The 25,849-nt window shown below is 61.9% G+C and carries 21 protein-coding genes and 1 pseudogene; 5 read left to right on the top strand and 17 right to left on the bottom strand.

All coding sequences use genetic code 11. The features are described 5' to 3' along the window. Nucleotides 1-146 precede the first annotated feature (146 nt). The 6 genes from clpB to MF410_RS21455 form a co-directional block, all read right to left on the bottom strand. Nucleotides 147-2,747, bottom strand: coding sequence for an ATP-dependent chaperone ClpB (gene clpB / locus MF410_RS21480; RefSeq protein ID WP_239620036.1), 2,601 nt, complete (start codon nt 2,745-2,747; stop codon nt 147-149). Between the two features lie 250 nt (nt 2,748-2,997). After that, on the bottom strand, nt 2,998-3,720 hold the full coding sequence (locus MF410_RS21475) for a DUF4167 domain-containing protein (protein WP_097629791.1): 723 nt from the start codon (nt 3,718-3,720) through the stop codon (nt 2,998-3,000). A 343-nt stretch (nt 3,721-4,063) separates the two neighbouring features. After that, the gene (prmC, locus tag MF410_RS21470) at nt 4,064-4,924 is read right to left on the bottom strand and encodes a peptide chain release factor N(5)-glutamine methyltransferase (protein WP_097629792.1); all 861 of its coding nucleotides are present in this window, start codon (nt 4,922-4,924) and stop codon (nt 4,064-4,066) included. Continuing rightward, nucleotides 4,921-6,000: a peptide chain release factor 1 gene (prfA, locus tag MF410_RS21465; RefSeq protein ID WP_097629793.1), complete on the bottom strand. Its 1,080-nt coding sequence runs from the start codon at nt 5,998-6,000 to the stop codon at nt 4,921-4,923. Before prfA ends, prmC begins: the two co-directional genes overlap by 4 nt. Nucleotides 6,001-6,029: 29 nt before the next feature. Further along, nucleotides 6,030-8,297 carry a phosphoenolpyruvate--protein phosphotransferase gene (gene ptsP, locus MF410_RS21460; protein WP_097629794.1) on the bottom strand — a complete coding sequence of 756 codons (2,268 nt, stop codon included), beginning with the start codon at nt 8,295-8,297 and terminating at the stop codon, nt 6,030-6,032. 89 nt (nt 8,298-8,386) lie between these two features. Next, nucleotides 8,387-9,661: an aspartate kinase gene (locus MF410_RS21455; RefSeq protein WP_012559094.1), complete on the bottom strand. Its 1,275-nt coding sequence runs from the start codon at nt 9,659-9,661 to the stop codon at nt 8,387-8,389. A gap of 295 nt (nt 9,662-9,956) precedes the next feature. Here MF410_RS21455 and ubiG point away from each other — a divergent pair, with 295 nt between their 5' ends. Next, entirely contained in the window at nt 9,957-10,703 is a 747-nt protein-coding gene (gene ubiG / locus MF410_RS21450; protein ID WP_097629795.1) for a bifunctional 2-polyprenyl-6-hydroxyphenol methylase/3-demethylubiquinol 3-O-methyltransferase UbiG, read from the top strand. A 28-nt stretch (nt 10,704-10,731) separates the two neighbouring features. Here the strand turns inward: ubiG and MF410_RS21445 are convergent, their stop codons facing one another. Genes MF410_RS21445 through MF410_RS21430 form a run of 4 tightly spaced genes read right to left on the bottom strand, consistent with a single transcriptional unit; the run spans nt 10,732 to nt 13,090 of the window. Next, entirely contained in the window at nt 10,732-11,160 is a 429-nt protein-coding gene (locus MF410_RS21445) for a DUF1178 family protein (protein WP_097629796.1), read from the bottom strand. Then, nucleotides 11,157-12,014 (bottom strand): carbon-nitrogen hydrolase family protein, encoded by an 858-nt coding sequence (locus MF410_RS21440; protein WP_097629797.1) that lies wholly within the window; start codon nt 12,012-12,014, stop codon nt 11,157-11,159. The genes MF410_RS21445 and MF410_RS21440 overlap by 4 nt, the downstream gene beginning before the upstream one ends. Nucleotides 12,015-12,024: 10 nt before the next feature. Continuing rightward, nucleotides 12,025-12,282 (bottom strand): glutaredoxin 3, encoded by a 258-nt coding sequence (gene grxC / locus MF410_RS21435; RefSeq protein WP_097629798.1) that lies wholly within the window; start codon nt 12,280-12,282, stop codon nt 12,025-12,027. 31 nt (nt 12,283-12,313) lie between these two features. Beyond that, nucleotides 12,314-13,090 (bottom strand): ComF family protein, encoded by a 777-nt coding sequence (locus tag MF410_RS21430; RefSeq protein WP_239620033.1) that lies wholly within the window; start codon nt 13,088-13,090, stop codon nt 12,314-12,316. Between the two features lie 77 nt (nt 13,091-13,167). Here MF410_RS21430 and MF410_RS21425 point away from each other — a divergent pair, with 77 nt between their 5' ends. Further along, complete coding sequence (locus MF410_RS21425) at nt 13,168-14,052, top strand: methyltransferase domain-containing protein (RefSeq protein WP_097629820.1); 885 nt, start codon at nt 13,168-13,170, stop codon at nt 14,050-14,052. A 69-nt stretch (nt 14,053-14,121) separates the two neighbouring features. Here the strand turns inward: MF410_RS21425 and MF410_RS21420 are convergent, their stop codons facing one another. The 6 genes from MF410_RS21420 to MF410_RS21395 all read right to left on the bottom strand — a co-directional run bounded on the left by MF410_RS21420 (nt 14,122) and on the right by MF410_RS21395 (nt 18,340). After that, nucleotides 14,122-14,289, bottom strand: coding sequence for a Flp family type IVb pilin (locus MF410_RS21420; RefSeq protein ID WP_003590018.1), 168 nt, complete (start codon nt 14,287-14,289; stop codon nt 14,122-14,124). Between the two features lie 69 nt (nt 14,290-14,358). Then, nucleotides 14,359-14,676: a hypothetical protein gene (locus tag MF410_RS21415; protein ID WP_003582564.1), complete on the bottom strand. Its 318-nt coding sequence runs from the start codon at nt 14,674-14,676 to the stop codon at nt 14,359-14,361. Nucleotides 14,677-14,905: 229 nt separating this feature from the next. Then, nucleotides 14,906-15,319 carry an 8-oxo-dGTP diphosphatase MutT gene (gene mutT / locus MF410_RS21410; protein ID WP_097629800.1) on the bottom strand — a complete coding sequence of 138 codons (414 nt, stop codon included), beginning with the start codon at nt 15,317-15,319 and terminating at the stop codon, nt 14,906-14,908. After that, nucleotides 15,316-16,122 (bottom strand): GNAT family N-acetyltransferase, encoded by an 807-nt coding sequence (locus MF410_RS21405; RefSeq protein WP_097629801.1) that lies wholly within the window; start codon nt 16,120-16,122, stop codon nt 15,316-15,318. The genes mutT and MF410_RS21405 overlap by 4 nt, the downstream gene beginning before the upstream one ends. After that, nucleotides 16,103-17,344, bottom strand: coding sequence for a bifunctional glutamate N-acetyltransferase/amino-acid acetyltransferase ArgJ (gene argJ, locus MF410_RS21400; RefSeq protein WP_097629821.1), 1,242 nt, complete (start codon nt 17,342-17,344; stop codon nt 16,103-16,105). The genes MF410_RS21405 and argJ overlap by 20 nt, the downstream gene beginning before the upstream one ends. A gap of 114 nt (nt 17,345-17,458) precedes the next feature. Further along, the gene (locus MF410_RS21395; protein ID WP_097629802.1) at nt 17,459-18,340 is read right to left on the bottom strand and encodes a peptidylprolyl isomerase; all 882 of its coding nucleotides are present in this window, start codon (nt 18,338-18,340) and stop codon (nt 17,459-17,461) included. A 245-nt stretch (nt 18,341-18,585) separates the two neighbouring features. On the opposite strand from MF410_RS21395, the gene secA reads away from it, so the two are divergent. The 3 genes from secA to MF410_RS21380 all read left to right on the top strand — a co-directional run bounded on the left by secA (nt 18,586) and on the right by MF410_RS21380 (nt 24,175). Continuing rightward, nucleotides 18,586-21,303: a preprotein translocase subunit SecA gene (secA, locus tag MF410_RS21390; RefSeq protein WP_097629803.1), complete on the top strand. Its 2,718-nt coding sequence runs from the start codon at nt 18,586-18,588 to the stop codon at nt 21,301-21,303. A 178-nt stretch (nt 21,304-21,481) separates the two neighbouring features. Further along, nucleotides 21,482-22,897 (top strand): oligosaccharide flippase family protein, encoded by a 1,416-nt coding sequence (locus tag MF410_RS21385; RefSeq protein ID WP_097629822.1) that lies wholly within the window; start codon nt 21,482-21,484, stop codon nt 22,895-22,897. Beyond that, a complete protein-coding gene (locus tag MF410_RS21380; RefSeq protein WP_097629804.1) occupies nt 22,898-24,175 on the top strand; it encodes a GNAT family N-acetyltransferase in 1,278 nt (425 codons plus the stop codon). Here the strand turns inward: MF410_RS21380 and MF410_RS21375 are convergent. Continuing rightward, a pseudogene (locus MF410_RS21375) lies at nt 24,172-25,811 on the bottom strand (AMP-binding protein). The gene MF410_RS21380 and the pseudogene MF410_RS21375 overlap by 4 nt on opposite strands. Nucleotides 25,812-25,849: the final 38 nt, after the last annotated feature.

Genomic DNA, 25,849 nt, shown 5'->3' with positions numbered 1-25,849 from the left:
TTGGCTCTTTGTTTTTACGCATGACGTTGCCGCAAAAAGCGCTGCACACTTTTGCGCGACATGCTTTAACCCTTGCGTGGTTTCGCACCCGCCAGACAAAAATGGCGGCCGAAGCCGCCATTTCTCATTCATCCGGCAAAATCGGCCTATGCCGCTTCGCTCACCGTCTGACCAGTCCTGAACTGCAGCCGGTCGGAACCATTCGTCACCTTCACCGTCGATCCGTCCGGCACCTGGCCGGACAGGATCTGCTCGGCGAGGGGATCCTGCACGAATTTCTGGATAACCCGCTTCAGCGGCCTTGCGCCGTAGACCGGATCGTAACCCTTGTTCGCCAGCCAATGGCGGGCGTCCTCGTCGAGGTCGATGACGATCTTGCGCTCGGAGAGCAGCGCCACCAGACGTTTCAGCTGGATATCGACGATCGCGCCCATCTCCTCGCGCTTCAGGCGGTGGAAGAGGATGATCTCGTCGATGCGATTCAGGAATTCCGGCCGGAAATGCCCGCGCACGACCTCCATCACCTGCTCGCGAACCGTATCGCTGTCGTCACCGTCGGCGAGCTGCGTCAGATATTCGGCGCCGAGGTTCGAGGTCATGATGATCATCGTGTTGCGGAAATCGACAGTTCGGCCCTGCCCATCCGTCAGGCGTCCGTCGTCCAGCACCTGCAGCAGGATGTTGAAGACATCGGGGTGGGCCTTTTCGATCTCGTCGAACAGCACGACCTGATAGGGCCTGCGGCGCACGGCTTCCGTCAGCGCTCCACCTTCGTCGTAACCGACATAGCCGGGAGGCGCACCGATCAGCCGGGCCACGGAGTGTTTCTCCATGTATTCCGACATGTCCATGCGCACCATCGCCGCTTCATCGTCGAAGAGAAAGCGGGCGAGCGCCTTGGTAAGCTCCGTCTTGCCGACGCCGGTCGGGCCGAGGAATATGAACGAACCGATCGGCCGGTTCGGATCCTGCAGGCCGGCACGCGCACGGCGCACCGCACGCGACACGGCCTGAACCGCATCACCCTGGCCGATCACCGATTTCGCCAGTTCGTCTTCCATCCGGAGCAGCTTGTCGCGCTCACCTTCCAGCATCCTGTCGACCGGAATGCCGGTCCAGCGGGAAACGACGTGGGCGATGTTGTCGGGGATCACCACCTCCTGCACCATCGCGCCGCGTTCGCCATCCTGCTTTTCGGCGTCGACCAGCTGCTTTTCCAGATCGGGAATGACGCCATAGGTCAGCTCGCCGGCCCGTTGGAATTCACCCTTGCGCTGGGCGATCGCCAGTTCGTTGCGGGCATCGTCGAGCTGCTTCTTGAGATCGGCGGCAAGGCCGAGCTTCTGCTTTTCCGCCTGCCAGCGGGCCGTCAGCGCATCGGCCTCCTCTTCGAGGCCGGTCAATTCGGTGTCCAGCCGCTTCAGCCGGTCGGCCGAGGCGACGTCGGTTTCCTTCTTCAGCGCCTCGCGCTCGATCTTCAGCTGAATGATGCGGCGATCGAGTTCGTCGAGTTCTTCCGGTTTGGAATCCACCTGCATGCGCAGCCGCGCCGCCGCCTCATCCATCAGGTCGATCGCCTTGTCGGGCAGGAAACGGTCGGTGATATAGCGGTTGGAAAGCGTCGCCGCCGCCACCAGCGCCGCATCGGCGATGCGCACCTTGTGATGCTGCTCGTATTTTTCCTTGAGGCCGCGCAGAATCGAGATCGTGTCTTCGACCGTCGGCTCGTCGACGACGACCGGTTGAAAGCGGCGGGCAAGCGCCGGATCCTTCTCGACATGTTTGCGATATTCATCGAGCGTGGTCGCGCCAACGCAATGCAGCTCGCCGCGGGCAAGTGCGGGCTTCAGAAGGTTGGAGGCGTCCATCGCCCCATCCGCCTTGCCGGCACCGACCAGCGTGTGCATCTCATCGATGAACAAGATGATCTCACCGTTCTCAGCCTGAACCTCATTGAGCAGGGCCTTCAGCCGCTCCTCGAATTCGCCGCGGTATTTGGCGCCGGCAATCAGCGCGCCCATGTCGAGCGCCATCAGCTTCTTGTCCTTGAGCGATTCCGGCACGTCACCGTTGACGATGCGCAGCGCCAGTCCCTCGACGATGGCCGTCTTGCCGACACCGGGCTCGCCGATCAGCACCGGATTGTTCTTGGTGCGGCGCGAAAGCACCTGGATGGTGCGGCGGATTTCGTCGTCGCGGCCAATCACCGGGTCGAGCTTGCCCTCGCGGGCCTCGGCGGTGAGATCGCGTGCGAACTTCTTCAGTGAATCGAAACCCTGCTCGGCATTGGACGAATCCGCCGTCCTGCCCTTGCGAATGTCGTTGATGACCTGGTTCAGACCCTGCGCCGTCACGCCTGAATTCTTCAGCGTCGAAAAAGTCGAAGCCGAGGATTCGATTGCCAGCGCTTGCAGCAGGCGCTCGACGGTGACGAAGCTGTCGCCGGCCTTCTTTGCCGCCTCTTCAGCGGTCGAAAGCACTTTGGCGAGTGGCTGGGCCAGGTAGATGTTGCCGTTGCCGCCGGAAATTTTCGGCAGCTTGGCCAGCGCCGCGTCATTGGCAAGGCGGGCAGCCTTGGCATCACCGCCGGCGCGATCGATTAGCGAGGCGGCCATGCCCTGATCGTCGTCAAGCAGGACTTTCAGCACATGTTCGGGCGTAAATTGCTGGTGACCCTGCGCCAGCGCATAAGTCTGCGCCGACTGGATGAAGCCGCGCACCCGTTCGGAATATTTATCGATATTCATATTCTACCTCCATGGATCGCTCTGCCCTGATGAGGCGCAGACCGATGATTGAGATCGACCCCCTGAAAAGGCAGGCCGCGCTTCACCCATCTCTGATTTGAGCGAAGCAGTCGAGGAGAATATGGTACCCTGTTCTGCGAGTTTAAAGAGCCGACAAAACGAAAATCCCCGACACGAGGCCGGGGATTTTCGTTGCAATTCTAACAGATGGCATGAACCTCGCGCCTCCCTCGAAGGAGAAGCGAAATCCTCATTCCGATGCGGCGTCGGCCAGAACCGGCGCCTCGCCGGAGGCACCCTCGCCCTCAGCGGCGGCTTCGCCCTCAGCGCCGCGACGCGGGCGACGGGGACGGCTGCCGGTGCTGCGGCGGCGGGGCTGGCGCGGCTGGCCGGCGGAGCCTTCCTCGTCCATGGCGACCTCGGCCGGAATGCCTTCGATCTCCGGCTGCGGGCCGGTTCCGTCGATCACCTCGGGCTGGGGCGCCGGTGCAGCCGCCGGTTGCGGCTGTGCCTGCGGCCGATGCTGCTGCCTGTTCTGCGGCGGCTGGACGATAACGACATCGTCGCCGTCATTGTCGTTGTTATCCATATCGTCGCCGTCGCGATCCGAACCGTCGCGGTCTGCACCATCGCGATCATACTCGCCGCGATCGTCGCGCTGGAAGCGTTCCTGCATCTGCGCCTGGGCGCTGGCGATGATACGATTATAATGCTCAGCGTGCTGGAGATAGTTCTCGGCAATCACGCGGTCGCCGGAGCTTTGAGCATCGCGGGCAAGCTGGGCGTATTTTTCGGCGATATGCTGGGCAGTCCCGCGAATTTTCACATCGGGGCCGGAGCTGTCATAGGTCCGGGTCAGCGGATTGCCGCCCTTGCGGTTGAAATTGTTATTATTGTTATTTCCACCGCCGCCGTTGTTATTATTGTTGTTACCACGCCCTCGACCGCGCTTGTTCTGCTGTCCTGGCCTCATAGATCGTTCACCTGAATTCTCTGTTTGTGATGGATACATGGCACCAACCGCCATGACCGGAAAACCGGGTCAGGACCTTTGTGCCGCGAGCATACTGCGCCTTTGCGCCGACCTGCCGCTTGGTTCTCAAGTCAGTTTGACTGATTCACGCGTTGGGTCGTGTTCAACCGTTGAAACTCTCGTTTAAAAGAGCGGACCCCCGAGGCAAACCAAGTACCGAACGAATCTCGTTCATTCCTATCTGCCCAACACGTGACCGCAACCTATATTGCTTCCCTGGGAAATCCAAGCCTTTTCTTCGCAATAACAAGAATGTCCCGCTCAATGCAGCGATTATCGCCTGTCACGCGAGCGCAAACACGAGCACTCTATCGTTCTGACCATAATCTTTTACGGATTTGAGGCACTTGAAGCCTTTCGCTTCAAAGATCGCCATCACATCGTTGCGCTGATCGTAGCCGATTTCCAGCCCGACGACCCCACCGGGCCTCATGAACCTTGCCGCATCCTTGGCGATGGCGTGGTAGGCGTCAAGCCCATCCGGGCCGCCATCCAGCGCTGCGACCGGATCAAATTTCGTCACTTCGGGAGCGAGATCGTGAATAACATTGGAAGCAATATAGGGCGGATTTGAGACAATCGCGTGAAACGAACCCTGGATGCTCTCGAACCATCTCGACTGCACGGCCTGAAAACGATCCTGCAACTCGTTTCTTTCTGCATTCGATCTTGCTGTGCGAAGTGCATCCGCCGATATGTCACTTCCGACACCCGACGCATCGGGACATTCGCTCAAAAGCGCAAGGCATATCGCCCCGGTCCCGGTTCCCATGTCAAGGATATGGAGATGGCCTTGTGTCTTTGCAAGGTCCTTGAGATAGGCAAGCACCGTATCGACCAGGATTTCCGTATCCGGCCGGGGTTCCAGCGTTTCCACCGAAAGGACAAGCGGCAGGCCGTAGAATTCCCGCTCGCCGAGAATGCGGTGCACCGGCTCATGGCCGAGCCGCCGCTCGACCGCCTTGGACATCACCTCCGCCTGCTCAGACGAAAGCCTCTCGGCCGATCGCGTCAAAAGCTCGGTCGGCGATAGTTTCAGAAGGCCCGCGACAAGCAAGCGCGCATCGGTTGCCGGGTCGGCGATACCCGCCTCGGTGAAGCGGCGGCGTGCTTCGGCGAGCGTATCGGCAACCGTCGAGCTCATTGCTGCTCGCCGAGCTGCGCCAGCTGGCTTGCCTGGTAATCGGCCATCAGCGCATCGACGACCTCCTCGATTTCGCCTTCCATCATCCGATCGAGCTTGTAGAGCGTCAGATTGATGCGATGATCGGTTATGCGCCCCTGCGGGAAATTATAGGTGCGAATGCGTTCGGAGCGGTCGCCGGAACCGACCTGGCTCTTGCGGTCGGCCGACCGCTCGCTGTCGGCCCTCTGCCGCTCGGCATCGTAGAGCCTGGAGCGCAGCACCTGCATCGCCTTGGCGCGGTTCTGGTGCTGCGATTTTTCCGAGCTGGTGACAACGATGCCGCTCGGCAGATGGGTGATGCGCACCGCCGAGTCCGTCGTATTGACGTGCTGGCCGCCCGCACCCGAAGAGCGCATCGTGTCGATGCGGATATCCTCCGGCCGGATCTCGATGTCGATCTCCTCGGCCTCGGGCAGCACCGCAACCGTTGCCGCCGACGTGTGGATGCGCCCGCCTGCCTCGGTCTCAGGCACGCGCTGCACGCGATGCACGCCGGATTCGAATTTCAGCTTGGCAAAGACCCCGCGGCCGGTGATCGTCGCGATGATTTCCTTGTAACCGCCGGCTTCGCCCTCGCTTGCCGAGAGCACTTCCACCTTCCAGCCTTTCTCCGCCGAAAAACGCTCATACATGCGGAAGAGATCGCCGGCAAAAAGGGCTGCTTCCGATCCGCCCGTGCCGGCGCGGATTTCGAGGATCGCGCTCTTTTCGTCCGCTGCGTCCTTCGGCAGAAGCAGGATCTGCATCTCCTGCTCGAGCGCCTCGATCTGCTCTTTCACCTCGGGCAGCTCCAGCTCAGCAAGGTCGCGCATCTCGCGGTCGACCGACTTGTCCTCGAGCAGCGTTTCGAGATCGGCAAGCTCGGCATTCGCCTTCTCATAGGCGCGGATCTTCGTCACGACGGGCTGCAGCTCGGAATATTCGGATGCGAGCTTCACATAGACGTCGGCAGCCGGGCCGGCCGACATGCGCGCTTCGATCTCGCCAAAACGGCGTTCCAGCTCGCGCATCTTTTCAACGGGAAGCTTCGCCACCCTTCACTCCGATTCTTCTTAACGTCTGCCTAAAGGGGAATATTGTGGCTCTCGGCGAAGCGGGCAAGCACCTCGCGCATCGGCGTCGTGGCGTGGACATCGTCCAGCACCTCGGCCATCGCCGTTGCCAGCGCCCCGACATCGAGCCCGAGCAGCATCGCCTTCACCGGTCCGATCGAGGCCGGCGACATCGAGATCGAGCGGAAGCCGATGCCGAGCAGCGCCATTGCCGAGATGGGCTTGCTGGCGAGTTCGCCGCAAAGCGTCACCGGCGTCCTGTTCCGATCGGCGCCGCGCACGATGTCGCGCAGAATGCGCAAAAACGGTTTGCCGAGCGGGTCGAACCGGTCCGAGACCCGCGCATTGCCGCGATCGACCGCCATCGAGAACTGGAAAAGGTCGTTCGAACCGACCGAAACGAAATCCACCGCCTCCATCAGCTCGTCGAGCTGCCAAAGCAGTGCAGGCACCTCCAGCATCGCTCCGAATTGCAGCTTGCGCGGCAGCCCGTGGCCGAAACGCGACAGATGCTGCACTTCCTTCTGTAGCAGCTCGCGCACCACCTTCAGCTCGGAAACCTCGGTCACCATCGGCACCATCAGCTTCAGCTCGGTATCGGCCGAAGCCTTCAGGAGGGCGCGCAGCTGGGTGCGCAACAGCCCCGGCCGGTCGAGCGACAGCCGGATGGCGCGCCAGCCGAGTGCGGGATTTTCTTCCTCGTGACCGCGGAAATAGGGCACGACCTTGTCGCCGCCGATATCGAGCGTGCGGAAGGTGACGGGGCGGCCCGCCGCCTGTTTTATCACATTACGATAGAACTGCTCCTGCTCGTCCGCCTTCGGCATGGTGGAGGCGATCATGAACTGCAGTTCGGTGCGGAAGAGGCCAATGCCCTCGGCACCCGATTCCGAAAGCTGCGGCAGGTCGACCAACAGCCCGGCATTCATCATCAGCGCGATCCGCTGCCCATCCTTGGTCACCGGCTCGACGGCGCGCAGCGCCCGGAACTGCTCCTGCCGCCTGGCGCGGAAGCGAACCTTTTCCTCGTAGGAACGTCGGTGATCGGCCATCGGCCTGAGATGCACATGCCCCTCGTCGGCGTCGATGATCACGGCATCGCCGTTCTCGGCGAGCGCCACGACACCGGCCGCCTGGCCGATAACCGGAATACCCATGGCCCGCGCAACGATCACCACGTGGCTCGTCACCGCGCCTTCTTCCAGCACCAGCCCGCGCACATTGGCGCGCGGATAATCGAGCAGCTCGGCCGCCCCCATGGCGCGCGCCAGGATGACCGCGTCGTTGGGGAAACCTTCGGCGGTCGTCCGCCCGGTATACCCGGTCAATTGTCTGAGCAGCCGGTTCGCCAGATCCTCGAAATCATGCATGCGTTCGCGCAGATAGGGGTCGGTCAACCGCATCATCCGCGCCTTGGTGTCGCTCTGCACCTTCTCGACCGCCGCTTCCGCCGTCAGGCCGTTGCGGATCGCCTCCTCGAGCTTGCGGACCCAGCCCTGGTCATGCGCGAACATGCGATAGGTTTCGAGCACCTCGCGGTGCTCGCCTTCCATCGACACGTCGCGGCGCGACAGCATGTCGTCGATCGAGATCCTGAGCGAGCCCATGGCTTCGGCGAGCCGCCGGATTTCCTTCTCCGCATCTTCGTTGAGCAGGTTGGTGACGACGATGCGCGGCTCGTGCAGCACGACGTAACCGAGGCCGATGCCGTCATTATACGTGTCGCCGTCGACGGTTACCGAACGCGTCAGGTCGAGTTCGAGGCCCGGCTTGGTGATCTTTTTCAGCTCGCCGGTGGCGATCATCTCGGCGAGCACCATCGCCGTCGTCTCGAGCGCTTCCAGCTCTTCCTCGCGATAGGTACGGCTCGCCTTGTTCTGCACGACGAGAACGCCGAGCGAGCGCCCGGTCCGAAGGATCGGCACGCCGAGGAAGGAATGGTAGATCTCTTCGCCGGTTTCCGGCAGGTAGCGGAACGCAGGATGCGACTGTGCGTCGGAAAGGTTCAGCGGCTGGGCCGAGGCAGCAATCGTGCCGACCAGGCCCTGCCCCATCTTCAATTGCGCCAGGTGCACGGCTTCGCGGTTGAGGCCTTCGGTGGCATAGAGTTCGAGCACGCCATCGGCGCGCAGCACGTAAACCGAGCAGACCTCGGCCACCATGTTACCGGCGATCTGGCGGACGATCCGGTCAAGACGATCCTGCGGCTCCAGCGGCTCCGCCATCAACTCGCGCAACCGCCTGAGCAGCACGCGCGGACCGCCGGAAAGGTCTCTCATGGCGTCTCAAGCTCCCGAAACAAAGCACTCAGTCCCGGCGGGCCGGCCCTCGTCTCCTCAACCTGAAGGGGCAGGCCGCCCACTGGGAATCAATTCTTATCCAGACCGTAGCAGGAATGCAAAGTCCTGACAGCCAGTTCCGCATAAGGACCGTCGATCAGGATGGAAATCTTGATCTCGGAGGTGGTGATCGCCTTGATGTTGATGCCTTTTTCGGCAAGTGCACGAAATGCGGTAGCGGCAACGCCGGCGTGACTGCGCATGCCGATGCCGATGACCGAGACTTTCACCAGCCCCGATTCGTTCTGCACGACATCGTAGCCGATCTTCTCCTTATGGTCGCTAAGCACCTTGATCGCCTTCTCGACGTCGCCCGATGGCACCGTGAAGGTCATGTCGGTCTTCGACCCGTCCTCGGAGATATTCTGGACGATCATGTCGACATTGATATGGGATTCGGCGAGCGGCCCGAAGATCGCCGCGGAGACGCCCGGCCGGTCGGCAAGACGGCGAAGCGAGATCTGAGCCTCATCCTTGGCATAGGCGATGCCGGTGACTACTTCCTGTTCCACGATTTCATCCTCGTCACAAATCAGCGTTCCGGGCGGGTTTAGCAGATCGCCCATGCCCGGAGCATCGGGATCTTCGAATGACGAGCGCACGAAGGTGCGCACCTTGTGCACCATGGCGAGCTCGACCGAGCGCACCTGCAGCACCTTGGCACCGAGCGAGGCCATTTCGAGCATTTCCTCGAAGGCGATCTTCTTCAGCCTGCGCGCCTTCGGCACGATGCGCGGATCGGTTGTGTAGACGCCGTCGACATCTGTATAGATATCGCAGCGATCCGCCTTGACAGCCGCCGCGATCGCGACGGCCGAGGTGTCCGATCCGCCGCGGCCAAGCGTCGCGAGCCGGTTGTCGGGTCCCAGTCCCTGGAAGCCGGCGATGACGGCAACCTGCCCCTCGCCCATCCGCTTGACGATGTCGGAACCGTCGATCTCCATGATCCGCGCCGCGCCATGGGCGTTATCGGTGCGGATCGGGATCTGCCATCCCTGCCAAGAGCGCGCATTGATATCCATCGCCTGCAAAGCGATCGCCAGCAGTCCCGAGGTTACCTGCTCGCCGGAAGCGACCACCGCGTCATATTCGCGCGCATCGTAAAACGGCGAATTGGCGCCGATCACCTTCGGCATGCCCTGCACCCAGCCGACCAGCTCATTGGTCTTGCCGGACATGGCCGACACCACCACCGCCACCTCGTGGCCGGCGTCGACTTCGCGTTTGACATGGCGGGCGACGTTCTTGATGCGGTCCAGGTCAGCGACGGACGTGCCGCCGAATTTCATTACGATGCGTGCCATATGCCTCTACCACGACTGGCGCCGGGAAAGCGGAAAACCGGACCCGGCATCACGAAAGCTCTGGGGCGGACCGCTTGGCCGGAGAGCCGGCTCCCGACTTCTGGAACCGCTCTAAAAGCCCGGGTCCCCAAGGCCCCAAGTTGCGGCGTCTCTTAGCGAGTTTGGCGGGGGAGGCAAGCGCGCACGACAAAAGCGGTTGGCGAGCAGCTCCGCGCTCCTCAGTCCTCTGGTCCGCGCCCCTTGACTTATGCCTCCGATCGTCCGACTTCACATCCTGCGAACGAAGGAGTGGACGATGACGGAAGGCGCCAGAAGCACGATCGACCAGGGCGAAGTGGACCGCTTCTCGGCGATGGCAGCGGAATGGTGGAGCCCGACCGGCAAGTTCAAACCGCTGCACAAATTCAATCCCGTCCGCCTCGCCTATATAAGAGACAAGGCCTGCGAGAATTTCGGCCGTGATCCGAAGAGCGCGCGTCCGCTGGAAGGTCTGCGCGTGCTTGATATCGGCTGCGGCGGCGGCCTGTTGTCCGAACCTGTCGCCCGCATGGGCGCTTCCGTCACCGGCGCCGATCCGTCCGAGAAGAATATCGGCATCGCCTCGACCCATGCCAAGGCCTCCGGCGTTTCGGTCGACTATCGCGCCGTCACCGCCGAGGAGCTCGCCGACGCCGGCGAAACCTTTGATATCGTTCTGAACATGGAAGTGGTCGAGCACGTCGCCGACGTCGAATTCTTCATGACGACCTGCGCAAAAATGGTCCGCCCTGGTGGCCTGATCTTCGTTGCGACCATCAACCGCACGATGAAGGCGGCAGCCCTTGCCATCTTCGCCGCCGAGAATATTCTGCGCTGGCTGCCGCGCGGCACCCACCAATATGAGAAGCTGGTGCGCCCAGAAGAGCTGGAAAGGCCATTGACGGCAAGCGGCATCGAGATCACCGACCGCACCGGTGTCTTCTTCAATCCGCTGTCGAACCAATGGAACCTGTCCAAAGATATGGACGTGAATTATATGCTGTTGGCCAAGCGGTCTGCATAACTCCACCGGAAGGCCAGACGCGCGGACGTCAGTTCACATCCTCGGGCAACACGGGAATGGCAGCAATCTCGATGCCCTCTTCGAGCAGCGCCTGCGCCTCGTCGACCGTCGCCTGGCCGATAATGCCGCGGGCATCCGCCTCGCCATAATGGATCTTGCGGGCTTCCTCGGGAAACTGCGTGCCGACATCCTCGGAATTGGCCTTGACCGCCGCGACCGCTTGCTTGAGCTTTTGCAGTGCCTCCTGGCGCATGGCATCCATCGCCAGCGTCTGCCTCTCGTCCTTCCTGCGTGCCGTCGATACCGAAGGTGCCATCAACAGCTTGGAGACGGCGGCGGAATGGCAGACCGGGCAGGTCAAGAAACCGGTCGCGACCTGGCGGTCGAAATCGGCGCTTTCAGAAAACCAGCCTTCGAATTCATGGGCATTGTCGCAAGTGAGGGAATAGCGGATCAAGCGGCGACGCCTCCGGCGACTGCCCCCGCAATCTTTTCGATCGAGAATTCCCGGCCGTTCCTGAGGTTCGGGATCTTGTCATGCGCGGCCTTGACGGCGCTGGGGTCGATCTCGGCAATGATGACCGCCTCGCCGGTGGCGCCGGCCGAGGCCAGCACCGTGCCCCAGGGATCGACGATCATCGAATGGCCGAAAGTCTCGCGCCCGTCCTCGTGCCGGCCGGCCTGCGCGGCGGCAATGACAAAGACGCCGTTCTCGATCGCGCGCGCCCTGAGGAGGATCTCCCAGTGCGCCTCGCCGGTCTGCTTGGTGAAGGCAGCCGGAACCGTCATCACCTCGGCACCGGCAACCGCCTGAGCGCGGAAGAGCGCCGGAAAACGCACGTCGTAGCAGATCGCAAAGCCCATTTCGGCAAAAGGCAGCGACAAGACGCGCGCCTCCGAGCCGGCCGTATAGGCGGCACTTTCACGCCAGCTCTCGCCATTGTCGAGGTCGACATCGAACATGTGGATCTTGTCGTAGCGATTGAGGATCCTGCCGTCGGGGCCGAACAGGAAGCCGCGATTGGCGATCTTACCATCGGCAAGGGCGATCGCGGTCGAGCCGACATGCATATGGATGCCGAGTTCCCGGGCGAGTTCGGAGCCGGTCTTGACGATGATGTCATGCGTCTCGTCTGTGAGCACCGCACGCGCCGCCGCGCGGTCGCGCTGCAGCATGCCGGTCATCTCAGGCGTCTGCACATAGGTCGCGCCCTGGGCGACAGCCTCGCGCACCAGCCGCGCCATGGCGGCGGCGTTCTTAAGCGGGTCGACCCCGGAGCACATCTGGACGGCGGCGGCCTTGAAGCTCATCGGTTCGTCCTCAGGCCGCCAGCATTGGATCGAGCTTGCCGGCCCGATCGAGCGCAAACAGATCGTCGCAGCCGCCGATATGATCGGCGCCGATGAAGATCTGCGGAAAGGTGGTGCGGCCGTTCGACTTGCCGATCATTTCCTGGCGAAGGTCCGGTGAATATGTCGCATCGTGCTCGACGTAATCTACGCCCTTTTCTTCGAGAAGGGACTTGGCGCGGGTGCAATAGCCGCAGAACTGCCGCGTATAGATGGTGACGGGTACCATAATCTCTCCAGACGGATGCCGGGTATTTCTGTCATATAGGCTCGGAGAGAGCCCTTGCAAAGGTCAAAACCGTTATGTCGGCCGCACCTGCCTTGCGCAGCGTCCGGCTTGCCGCGGCGACCGTCGCTCCAGTCGTGTAGACGTCGTCGACGAGGACGATGCGCTTGCCGAAAATGTCGTTTTCGCAACCCTTGGCAATCGCGAAAGCGCTCCTGACATTATCCTCGCGCGCCTTCGCGCTGAGGCCGACCTGCTGGCTGGTGCGCTTGACGCGAATAAGCGTGGCGGCCAGCAGCGGCTTGCCTGACAGCCTTGCCATGTGACGGGCAAGTTCGGCTGCCTGGTTGAATTTGCGCGCCAGCATCCGGGTACGGTGCAGCGGCACCGGGATCAGCGTGTCGCAGCTTTCAACCGTCCCGTCGGAGGCGCGCAGCATCCAGGCGGCCATCATCGGCGCCAGATCGGTGCGATCGCGATATTTGAGCCGATGAACGAGATCACGCACCGCACGGTCGTGCGTTGCCGCCGACCGCAACCGGTCGAAGGGCGGCGGGTTAGCGATCGCCTCGGCGCTGAGGATGCCGGCGCCGAGATCGTGCGAGAAGGGAATGCCGAGCACCTCGCAATAGGGTCGTTCGATGAAGCGGATGCCGGACCAGCATTTCGCGCAGAGCCCGCGATGGCCGCCGGTGGAAATGCCGCAGACGGAACAGGCTGGCGGATAGAGAAAATCGGCAAGCGCCGAAAACGGCCGCAAGAGCTGCGCCCGCAAGAACTCCACCCGTGTTTCGCCATCGATCGGCCCCATGCGGCAGAGAGTAGCCTGTTCTCCGCGAAAGGAAAATCGCCTTGCCGCTGCTACAGAGCGGGATTAAGGACATCGTTATGGAAACGATCTTCGATAAAACCCTGATCGCCGCGCATCGCCATCGCGCGCTTGCCAATAACGACCCGAAAGCCGCCTTCCTGCTCGATATCGCCGCCGAGGAAATGGCCGAGAGGCTTGCTGTGGTCGAGCGGACCTTCGAAACCGGCGTCGAACTGCATGGCACGACCGGAGCCGCCGCCCGTGCCGCGTTGGCGACCGGCAAGATCGGCAGTATGATCCGTGTCGAAAGCGAGAAGGCCTATGCGACCCAAGGCGAAACCTTGACCGAGGCGCCGCTCGAAGATGTGCCGCTCGAGCCGCAATCGACCAATCTCGTCCTTGCGCCACTTAGCCTGCACCTGACCAACGACACGCCTGGTGTTTTCATCCAGATCCGCCGCGCCCTTAAGCCGGACGGCCTGTTCCTGGCTGCGATCCCCGGTGCCGGCACGCTGCAGGAACTGCGCGACGTGCTGCTCGCCGCCGAGGTCGAGATGACAGGCGGCGCAAGCCCGCGCGTTATTCCCTTCGCCGATGTGCGCGATATCGGCAGCCTGATGCAGCGCGCCGGCTTCACGCTGCCGGTGATCGACGCGGAAAACTACACGGTACGCTATGATTCGCTCTTTCCGCTGATGCGGGATCTCCGAGCCATGGGCATGAGCAATCCGCTTGCCGCCCGCAGCCGCATACCGCTGACGCGTGCCTTCTTTCTGCGCGCGGCAGAGATCTACGCCGAGCGCTATTCAGATCCCGACGGACGTATTCGCGCGACCTTTTCGATCATCTATGTCTCCGGGTGGGCTCCCCACGAGAGCCAGCAGAAGCCACTTCAGCCGGGTTCGGCCAAGGCACGCCTTGCCGATGCGCTCAACGTGGACGAGCACAAGCTCAGGCAATAGAGCGCGACGCCGAAAACTGTGAGCGGTTTCGGACAACATCACGCTGCAACAGTTGAGCCAACTGCTGCTTCAGTTGACGGTCATATTGTTGTTGATCACGTTGAAGACGTTCTGCAAGGCGCCGGTGAAGAAGCCAAGGCCGGAGACGAGCGCGGTGCAAATGATAGCGGCGATCAAGCCGTATTCGACCGCCGTCGCACCTGCGTCGTCCGCAAGAAATGCTTTAAAAATACGCATTACCCCAACCCTTAGCGCAAACTGAAAGCAAACGAGCATTCCACGACCATCACGTGATGGCCGGCATTTTCAGCAACCGGCGCCGACGCCGTAGCCCTGGACCACACAGACAGAGCCGGGCGTATCCTGGAGGACGCTGCGGCGGATCGTATAACGCTTGCCGCTTTCGCTCTTCGGGATCGATCCCGTCGTCATCGTATCGAATTCCGCCGGTGCGCTGGCAAAGACGCTCTTCTTCGAGGAATCCGCAAGCATCGGTGTCAGGATAAGCGTCAGGGCGACCACCGCCGTGCCGAACAAAAGGGCGATATTGAGCGCACCCGTCCTGCGCGAGGCAGACGAAACCCGTTCCTTTTCCCGGACAGCTTTCCAGAAATCATCGTCCATGACGTCAAGCCTTTTAATACACGCACGCCAGATGCTTGATTGAGGCCGATCTTTGGCAGAAGGTGTTAAACGATCCATTAATATCCACAGCCGAAAACGCCGTGGCGTGATAATAATCAGGTAACGCTAATGGATGTCGTCCGGAAGTGGGCCGCGGCTCCAGGATAACGACATGCCATGCAATTAAATTTGAACCGCGTCGCGCGAATCAAGTTCAACGAGACGCGGTTTAAAGTAGATCTTGCAGCATCGGGATCAACGGCTCGTCAGCCGGCGGCATCGGGTAATCGCGCAGCGCCTGCGGGCGCACCCATTTCAATGCCTGGCCCTCTTGACCCTGCGGAATGCCTTCATAACGCCGGCAGATATAAAGCGGCATCAAGAGATGGAAGGTTTCGTAGGAATGGCTCGCAAAGGTCAGCGGTGCCAGGCAGGCAATCTTGGTCTTGATGCCGAGCTCTTCCTCAAGCTCGCGCACCAGAGTTTCCTCCGGCGTCTCGCCGGACTCGACCTTGCCGCCGGGAAACTCCCACAATCCAGCAAGCGACTTTCCCTCGGGACGCTGTGCCAAGAGGATACGCCCATCGGCATCGATCAGCGCACAGGCGGCGACCAGCAATATTTTCCGGCCTGCCTCGCTCATCGCGGCTCCTGCTGCCAATAGCAATAGTGATAGGCGTCGCGAAAACCGAGCCGTTCATAGAGTGTGATGGCCGGACGGTTGGACAGTTTCACCTGCAGCCAGGCCGATCGCGCGCTGCGCATGCGCGCCCAGCGCAGCGCCGAGGTTAGGATCTCGGTGCCGAGCCCCTCGCGCCGCCGCGTTTCGGAGACCGAAAGCGACATGATGCCGGCAAGATCGTTGTCCTGGACGCAGAGCACGGTCGCCAGCGGCCCGTCCGCCGCATTCTCGATCATGAACAGGCCCGATGGCGGCTTGATCGCCGAAATGATTTCGGCAAGCGCCGGCTTCAAACTCAGTGGCGCCCGGTCGACGGCAAGATTGGCGTCAACGAAACGTCCGACATCATGGGTCGGCAGGTGATCGAGCGTATCTGGCAGCTCGGCCTCGGCCAGGTCGCAGGTCATCACCACCGTCTCGTCGAATTGCTTCCAGTTCTGCGCGCGGAGAAGATCGATCAGCACCGGCGAGGCAAGCGGCGTCTGGCGGACCACGGCGGTGCGGCCATAGGCTTCGAATTTCCGGCTTGCCTTTTCCAGGCGGATTTCGACGTCGCGATAGTCCGAGGGATCGAGCGGCACGATCGAATTCAGCCGGTTGGACGGGTGGCCGGCCGTCAGCCGCACCTGCCAGCTGCCGTCATATTGGACGGATGCCGCCGGCCAGGCACGAAAGCCGACGGCCTCCAGCCTGCGCACCAACGGCAGATTCTGAGAAGAGATGGATGTCTGCACCAACGAACGATCAGCTCCGATAGTCGCCATTGATCGCAACATATTCCTTGGTGAGGTCGCAGGTCCAGACGGTTGCCGTGCCGGTGCCGAGACCGATATCGACTTTGACGGGGATATCCTGCGCTTTCATGACATTAGTGGCCGCAGCCTCGGAATAATCCGGGTCACGCTCGCCATTGACGGCGACCCTGACATCGCCGAACCAGATGGCGAGCCGGTCGCGGTCGGCCATCTCGCCGGATTTGCCGACAGCCATCACGATGCGGCCCCAATTGGCGTCTTCGCCGGCGGCCGCCGTCTTGACCAGTGGCGAGTTGGCGATCGACAGCCCGATGCGCTTGGCGGCGGCATCGCTCTCGGCGCCCGTCACGGTGATTTCGAGCATCTTGGTGGCGCCCTCGCCGTCGCGCACCACCTGCAGCGACAGATCCTTCAGCACTTCGTTGAGCGCGGCGCGAAAAGCGGCAAGGCGCGGATCGTCGGCGCGTTCGATACGGGCTTGGCCGTCCTCGGCCGCAGCCCCCGTCGCAAACAGCATCAGCGTATCGGATGTGGAGGTATCACTGTCGACGGTCATGGAATTGAAGGTCGGCCCGACGCCATCGGACAGCAGCACCTGCAGCGCGGCGGGCGCAATATCGGCATCGGTGACGACGAAGGACAGCATCGTCGCCATATCGGGCGCGATCATGCCGGCACCCTTGGCAATGCCGTTGATCGTCACTGCAACGCCGCCGATCTCGGCGCTGCGGGTCGAAACCTTGGGATAGGTGTCGGTCGTCATGATCGCCTTGGCGGCCTCGAACCAGAAGTCGCCGGTGGCTTCGGTCTGCATCCGGTCGAGCACGCCGGCGAATTTTGTGGCGTCGAGCGGCTCGCCGATGACGCCGGTCGAGGCCATGTAGACCTCATTTTCGCCGCAGCCGACAGCTGATGCTGCCGACTTCGCCGTCAGTGCAGTCGCCTGGCGGCCCTTCAGGCCGGTGAAGGCATTGGCATTGCCTGAGTTGACAACGACTGCACGCGCACTGCCATGCGGCAGGTTGGCGCGGCAGAAATCCACCGGCGCCGACGGGCATTTCGAGCGGGTGAAGACGCCCGCAACGGCCGCCGGCTTGTCGAAGACCATCAGCAGCACATCGGTGCGGTTCTTGTACTTGATGCCGGCGGAAGCCGTTGCCATGCGCACGCCGCGCAGCGGCGGCATCGAGACGAAGGATTTCGGGGCGAGCGGAGAGACGGAACCGGACATGATGAAACCTGCCAATGGGCATTTCCAGGCGGAATCGAAACGATTCGCCGTCCGGAAATGCGACAACAACAACGATATTAAAGGGCCCGGAAAAACCGGGCCCTGATGCGACTATTACTGCTTCGGCGCCGGCGCGACGGGCTCACTGCCCGGTTCCGGCTGTTTGTTGGCCTGGTCGTAACCCTTGCGCAGCGTCTCGTCGCTGATTTCGATCTTGGCCGAGGCCTTCGCCTTATTCAGAAGCTCAAGATACTTGTCGCGCATGACGAGCTGACGAACCTGGTCCTGCACCTGCTCGAAGGGCGGCGGCGGGGCGTCGCGCTTATCCTCGACCTTGATGACATGATAACCGAAATCGGTTTTAACCGGAGTCTTGGAATAGGTGCCCTTCTCAAGCGCGAAGGCTGCGTCCTCGAATTCCTTGACCATGCGGCCGCGCGAGAAATAGCCGAGGTCGCCGCCTTCCGACTTGTTCGGATCGGTGGACTTTTCCTTGGCGAGTTCGGCGAAATCCTTGCCGGCGTCGAGCTGCTTGATGATGTCCTTGGCTTCGTCCTCGGTCTTGACGAGGATATGTCGGGCGTGGACTTCCTCCTGCTTCGGCAGGGCGGCGACTTCCTTGTCGTAGCGAGCCTTGACTTCTTCAGGCGTCACGATGTCGACGACATGCTTCTTGAAGTAGGCGTTGTGCAGCTCGCGGTCCGTGAGATACTGCATGCGCTTCTTGAATTCGTCGGTCTGATCGAGCTTCTCGGCCGCAGCGTCGGCGGCGAGCAGCTTCACGTCGATGGCGGCGGAAAGGGCTGCGACTTTCTTCTGGTCGTCGGGCAGCTGCGCCAGCTGCGGATCGAGATTAGCGACGGCAAGGTCGAGTTCCGACTGGTGAATCTCCAGATTGCCAACCTTGGCGATGACGGCGTCATCGGCATAGGCCGGGGCCTGGAACGCAACAACAGTTGCGAAAGCCAGAACGGCAAGTTTGTTGGTGCTCAACATGAAATACCCTTCACAGTTACATCGCCGGTTTCAGCATCGCCTGAATCGGCCCAAAATAGCCATCAACACCGGATTGTGGCCTTTCTGTATCCGCCAAATCCGTTGACATCATTCGACCCCCCTCTTATCTGTCACGCAACCTCGCGTCCAGAACAGTTTCCGGGCGTTTTAAGGCGCGCGCCTGATTTTCGGCTGGGCCGCGAACAACAAACGCCGGGGATGAATATTGAGAAAGGACCAGTCATATGGTCAGCTTTGGCGGTATAGCCCGCAAGTTATTTGGGTCCTCCAATGACCGCCGCGTGCGGTCTTTCCAGCCGAACGTCGCTGCCATCAACTCTATCGAAGAGAAGACCAAGGCCCTGACGGACGAGCAGCTGGCGGCAAAGACCGTCGAGTTTCGCGCTCTGCTCGCCGAGGGCAAGACGCTCGACGACATCCTGATCCCGGCCTTCGCGGTCGTGCGCGAAGCCTCCCGCCGCGTTCTCGGCCTGCGGCCTTTTGACGTACAGCTGGTCGGCGGCATGATCCTGCATTCGAATGCGATCGCCGAGATGAAGACCGGCGAAGGCAAGACCCTCGTCGCCACCCTGCCGGTCTATCTGAACGCGCTGTCCGGCAAAGGCGTGCACGTCGTCACCGTCAACGATTACCTCGCCCAGCGCGATGCCGCGACGATGGGCCGCGTCTACAGTTTCCTCGGCATGACCACCGGCGTCATCGTCCACGGCCTGTCCGACGAGGAACGCCACGCGGCCTATGCCTGCGACATCACCTACGCCACCAACAACGAACTCGGCTTCGATTATCTGCGCGATAACATGAAGTACGAGAAGAACCAGATGGTCCAGCGCGGCCACAACTTCGCGATTGTCGACGAAGTGGACTCGATCCTCGTCGACGAAGCGCGCACGCCGCTGATCATCTCCGGTCCGCTCGACGACCGCTCCGAACTCTATAATACGATCGACGCCTTCATTCCGCTGCTCGTCCCCAGCGACTACGAGATCGACGAGAAGCAGCGCTCGGCCAACTTCTCCGAAGAGGGCACCGAGAAGCTGGAGGACCTGCTCCGCCAGGCCGGCCTCTTGAAGGGCAACGCGCTCTACGACATCGAGAACGTCGCGATCGTCCACCACGTCAACAACGCGCTGAAGGCCCACAAGCTCTTCCAGCGCGACAAGGACTATATCGTCCGCAACGACGAAGTCGTCATCATCGACGAATTCACCGGCCGCATGATGCCCGGCCGCCGTTATTCCGAAGGCCAGCACCAGGCGCTCGAAGCCAAGGAAAAGGTGCAGATCCAGCCGGAAAACCAGACGCTGGCCTCGATCACCTTCCAGAACTATTTCCGCATGTACGCCAAGCTCGCCGGCATGACCGGCACGGCACAGACGGAAGCGGAAGAATTCGGGAATATCTACAACCTCGACGTCATCGAGGTCCCGACCAACCTGCCGATCAAGCGTATCGACGAGGACGACGAGGTTTACCGGACCTTCGACGAGAAGTTCAAGGCGATCATCGAGGAGATTCTCGACGCCCATAAGCGCGGCCAGCCGGTGCTGGTCGGCACCACGTCGATCGAGAAATCGGAACTGCTCGCAGAGCGCCTGCGCAAACAGGGCTTCGACGACTTCCAGGTGCTGAACGCCCGCTACCACGAGCAGGAAGCCTATATCGTCGCCCAGGCCGGTGTGCCCGGCGCCATCACGATCGCCACTAATATGGCCGGCCGCGGTACCGACATCCAGCTCGGCGGCAACCTCGAGATGCGCATCGAGCGCGAACTCGGCGAAGTCGAAGCCGGTCCGGAGCGTGAAGCCCGGATCCAGGCAATCGTCGAGGAGATCAAGGAACTCAAGCAGAAGGCGCTGGAAGCCGGCGGTCTCTACGTCATCGCCACCGAACGCCATGAAAGCCGCCGCATCGACAACCAGCTGCGCGGCCGCTCCGGCCGTCAGGGCGACCCCGGCCGCTCGAAATTCTACCTCTCGCTTCAGGACGACCTGATGCGCATTTTCGGCTCCGACCGTATGGACAGCATGCTGACCAAGCTCGGCCTCAAGGAGGGCGAGGCGATCGTCCACCCTTGGATCAACAAGGCTCTGGAGCGCGCGCAGAAGAAGGTCGAAGCCCGCAACTTCGATATCCGCAAGAACCTCTTGAAGTATGACGACGTTCTCAACGATCAGCGCAAGGTGATCTTCGAGCAGCGCCTCGAACTGATGGAATCGACCAATATTTCCGAAACCGTTTCCGACATGCGCCGTGAGGTGATCGAGGATCTGGTCGACAAGCATATCCCCGAGCGCGCCTACGCCGAGCAATGGGATGCCGCCGGCCTGAAGACCGGTGCTCTGAACATTCTCAATCTCGACCTGCCGATCGAAGACTGGGTGAAGGAAGAAGGCATTGGCGAAGACGACATCCGCGAGCGCCTGACGCAAGCCACCAACGCCGCCTTCACCGAAAAGGCCGAGCGTTTCGGCGACGACATTATGCATTATGTCGAACGCTCGATCGTTATGCAGACGCTCGATCATCTCTGGCGCGAGCACATCGTCAATCTCGACCATCTGCGCTCCGTCATCGGCTTCCGCGGCTATGCCCAGCGCGATCCGCTGCAGGAATACAAGTCGGAAGCCTTCGAGCTGTTCACGAGCCTCCTTAACAATCTGCGCGAGGCCGTGACCGCCCAGCTGATGCGCGTCGAGCTGGTGCAGCAGGCCCCTGCCGAACCCGAACCGCCGCTGATGCAGGCCCATCACCTCGATCCGACCACAGGCGAGGACGATTTCGCCCCGGCGATCTACCAGGCATCGGAAGTCATCGTTTCGCCGGAGAACCGCAATCCGGACGACCCGGCTACCTGGGGCAAGGTCGGCCGCAACGAGACCTGCCCCTGCGGTTCCGGCAAGAAATACAAGCATTGCCACGGCGCCTTCGAGCAGGTCTGAGGCAAGCCCCAAAGATCGTGAAAATGCCGCCTTCGGGCGGCATTTTCTTTTCCGCGGCCGCGCAGGAAAACCGCGATTTCAGCATCGGTGACAAGCCCGATCCGGAACCGTTTCTTAACCCTGTTCTGTCAAGACTTCGGGACGATTTGCCTGACCTTCAGAGTTTTGCGTGTTCATCATGGCGGTCATAGAAACAGCGGAAAAGATGCTGCCCGCGGGTCTGCGCCCGATCGGCGGCCGTGCGCTGCGCATGCTTGCGGCCGTGCTCACCGAACGTGGTGAGAAGGCGGCCGCTCAGCGCATGGCGCTGACGGCCTTTTCGATCCGAATCCTCAGCGCAGCCCTCGCCTTCATCTCCCAGATCGTGCTTGCCCGGCTGATGGGCGAATATGAATATGGCATTTTCGTTTTCGTCTGGGTGCTGGTCGTCGTCTTCGGCGATCTCTCGTGTCTTGGGTTCCACACGGCGATCATCCGCTTTCTGCCGCAATACAGGGCGGCCGGCGCTTTCGAGGAAATCCGCGGCCTCACCGGCACGGCGCGCATCTTCGCGCTGCTTTCAGGCACCGCGGTGCTCGCCGCCGGCATGCTCGGGCTGCATTTATTCGGCCATATGATCCAAGTCTATTATCTCGTCCCGATATTCCTCGGCCTGCTTGCCATGCCGATGATCGCGCTCGGCGACATTCTGGAAGGCACGTCGCGAGCGAACCATTGGCCGGTCATGGCGCTTAGCCCGGTCTATATCGTCCGTCCGATCCTGATCATCGCCTTCATGCTCATCGCCATTGCCATCGGCGCCGAGCATACGGCCGTCACCGCGATGCAGGCGGCGCTCGTCGCGACCTTCGTCACCGCGCTCGGCCAGTATGCTGCAACGCTCTATCGCCTTCGCCGGCATTATGACGAAGGCCCGCGCAAAATCGATTTCCTCGCCTGGTTCAGCGTCGCTTTTCCGATTTTCCTGATCGAGGGCGTGAGCTTCCTGCTCACCAATTCCGATGTCGTCGTCGTCGGCATCTTCCTCGAGCCGCACGATGTCGCCATCTATTTCGCCGCCGCCAAGACGATGGCGCTGGTGCATTTCATCAATTTCTCGGTCAAGGCAGCCTCCGGCCCGCGCTTTTCCTCGATCATCGCCGAAGGCGACCACGCCCAGCTGGCGACCGCCGCCATCGACGCCGCCCGCTGGACTTTCTGGCCGGCACTCGGCGTCGGCCTTGTGGTACTTGCCGCCGGCCATCTTCTGCTGTCGCTCTTCGGCGGCGTCTTCACATCAGGTTATCTGGTCATGGCGATCCTGCTTGCCGGCATCCTCGCCAAGTCTTTGGTCGGCCCGGCCGAAACGCTGTTGATGATGGCTGGCAAGCAGAACCTCTGCGTCGCGCTCTACGCCGGCGCTCTGACCGCCAATGTCGGTCTCAACCTCGCTTTGATCCCGCATTACGGCATAGAGGGCACCGCGATCGCCACGGCTTCTGCCATGGCGGTCGAGGCAATCCTGCTGCATCTTGCCGTGCGCCGCACGCTCGGCATCGTCCTTTTCGCCTTTGCCAGCCCCTCCGCCGCAACGCCAGAAATGAGAGTTCGATAGATGGTGCGTATTCCTCCCGTTACCGAAAGCACCGATAGCATTGCCAACCGCATGGTGCATGATCTCGCCGCGCTGCATTTCGAAGCGCCGCGGGCTGAGGCCCGCGCCGAGATCGGCCGGCCGGGGCGCGAACTCTGCCTCTATCCCGGCAAGCTCGGCTATGAACTGCAGGAAGAACTCGACTTCCTCTCCAACCGGGCGATGGAGCCGAACGTCTTCTTCTCCGGCCGCTTCCTCGCGCCCGCCATGCCGCGGCTCGAAGACCGGCAGGTGAACTTCGCCCTGATCCGCGACCACAATGCCGGCCGCAGCCGCATGCGTTTTCTAATGCCGTTTTCGGTCGACAAGCCGGGGTTTGCCGTCGGCCCATCGATCATCCGCGGCTGGTCGAACAGCTTCGGCCCGCTCGGCACGCCGCTGGTCGACAGCGAGGATGCTGCCGAGACTCTCGACAATCTCTTCGAGGGACTGACCGCGCGCGACCTCAATCTGCCCGGAATCGTGGTCCTGCCCGATCTCAGGCTGAACGGTATCTTCGTGCGGATGATCAAGGCCGTGGCGCTCAGCCGCAATCTTCCCGTCACCGTCACCAATCCCTATTTGCGCCCGATGCTGCAGAGCGAGGAAGAGGCGCCGGCCTATCTCGGCAAAACCATCTCCTCCTCGCATATGCGCGAGATGCGCCGCCAGTGGCGCCTGCTGGAGGAGTTGGGAACAGCGGTCTATGCCGTCGCCCGGCAACCGCGCGAAATCCATATCCGCTTCGAGGAATTCCTGGCAATGGAAGCCGGTGGCTGGAAGGGCAAGCGCCGAAGCGCTCTCGTCACCGATCGTTATCACACGGCCTTCGCCCGCGAGGCGGTGTCGAACCTTGCCGCCGTCGATGCCGTGCGTATTCACACGATCGATCTCAACGGCAAGGCGATCGCCGCCATCGTCGTGCTGATGATGGGTGGCGAGGCCTATACCTGGAAGACCGCCTATGACGAGAACTATGCGCGCTTTTCGCCGGGCAAGCTGCTGATGAGCGAACTCACCGAATGGCATCTCGACGACGCCAATATCGTCCGCTCCGATTCCTGCGCCGTCTCGGACCATCCGATCATGAGCCGCTTCTGGCAGGAGCGCGAGGAAATGGGAACGCTGGTGATCGGCCTGACGCAGAACAGCGACCGCGACATGCGTCAGGTCTCAGCCCAGCTCCACATGTACCGCAGCACCCGCAACATGGCGAAAATGCTGCGCGAGAAGATCATGTCGCTCGCCGGCCGGGGCTAGCACGGCTGACCTTCGGCCGCCGCCCTCTCGCGCAGCAGCCGGCGGATCACCTTGCCGGTGGTCGTCAGCGGCAAGGCATCGATGAATTCCACCTCACGCGGATATTCATGCATTGAAAGCCGCGTCTTCACCCATTCCCTGATATCGGCGGCCAGCGCCTCGCTTGGCTGATGGCCCAGCGACAGAACGATATAGGCCTTGACGATCTCGGTGCGCACCGCATCGGGTTTGCCGACGGCGGCGGCAAGCTGCACGGCGGGATGGCCGATCAGGCAATCCTCGATTTCGGCCGGGCCGATGCGATATCCCGACGAGGTGATGACATCGTCGTCGCGGCCCTCGAAGGCGACGTAGCCATCGGCATCCTGCCGGCCGACATCGCCGGTGAGCAGCCAGTTCTTTGCGAATTTTCGTTTCGTCGCCGCCGCATCGTCCCAGTAGCCGAGGAACATCACGGGATCGGGACTGGCGATGGCGATCTGGCCCGGTTCGCCCGTCGGCAATTCGTCACCGGCTTCGCTGACGATTGCGACGCGGTGTCCGGGTACCGCGCGGCCAATGGCGCCGGCCCTGGTCACGCCATGGGCAGCGCTCGACGAGAGCACGAAATTGCACTCCGTCTGGCCGTAGAATTCGTTGACGGTGATGCCGAGCGTCCTTTGCGCCCATTCATAGGTCTCACGGCCGAGCGCCTCTCCGGCCGAGCCGATGGTGCGCAGCACCAGATCGTATTTCGAGCGCGGATCGGCAACGGATCTCATCAACCTCAGCGCCGTCGGCGGAATGAAGGCGTTGCGCACCCCATCTCGGCCATGATGCGATAGGCCATGTCGGCGTCGAATTTCTGCGCCGGCGACGAGACGACGGGAACGCCGAGCAGAAGGCTCGGCAGCAGCGCGTTGAGCAGCCCGCCCGCCCAGGCCCAGTCGGACGGCGTCCAGACCTTGTCGCCCGCTTTCGGAAAACCCTCATGAGCAAACTGCATGCCGGGAATATGGCCGGGTAGGACGCGGTGGCCATGCAGCGCGCCCTTCGGCGGCCCTGTCGTTCCCGAGGTGAAAATCATCAACGCCGGATCGTCCGGACCGGTCTTGACGACATCAAAGACGGGAGAATGGCCATCCACCAGTTCGCCGAAGTCGGCCGCATCGGCAGTCGCCCCGTCGATGCTGACGATATGTTTCAGCATCGGCAGGCGCTCCCGGATCTGCCGGATGCGCTCGAGACCGAAGCCATTGGTGACGACGGCCGCCACCCCTGCCGCCTTCAGCCGGTATTCCAGCGCCTCGACGCCGAAGAGCAGCGCCAGCGGCAAGGCGATCGCGCCAGTCTTGTAGATCGACACATGCGCGATCACCGTCTCGAAGGATTGCGGCAGGAGCAGCGCGACGCGATCGCCGCGTTTTATGCCAAGTGAAACCAGCGCATTTGCAAAGGCCGAGGAACGGTCGGCGAGCGCGCGATAGGTCAAACTGCGGTGATGCCCGTCCGGGCTGAAATGTTCGAGGCAGACGCGCTCCGGCGCCCTCGCCGCCCAGTCGTCGCTGACGGCGCGGCCGATATTGAAATCTTCGGGAATCCGCCACGAAAAATCGCGATAGAGATCGTCGTAGCGATTGTGGGACGGCAGTAGCATAGGCGAAATCCAGTGAATGCTGCACCAGCTAACACCTT

Source organism: Rhizobium sp. C104 (genome assembly GCF_022354505.1).
GTDB classification, from domain to species: Bacteria; Pseudomonadota; Alphaproteobacteria; order Rhizobiales; family Rhizobiaceae; genus Rhizobium; species Rhizobium redzepovicii.
This window is presented reverse-complemented; position numbering and strand designations above follow the sequence as displayed.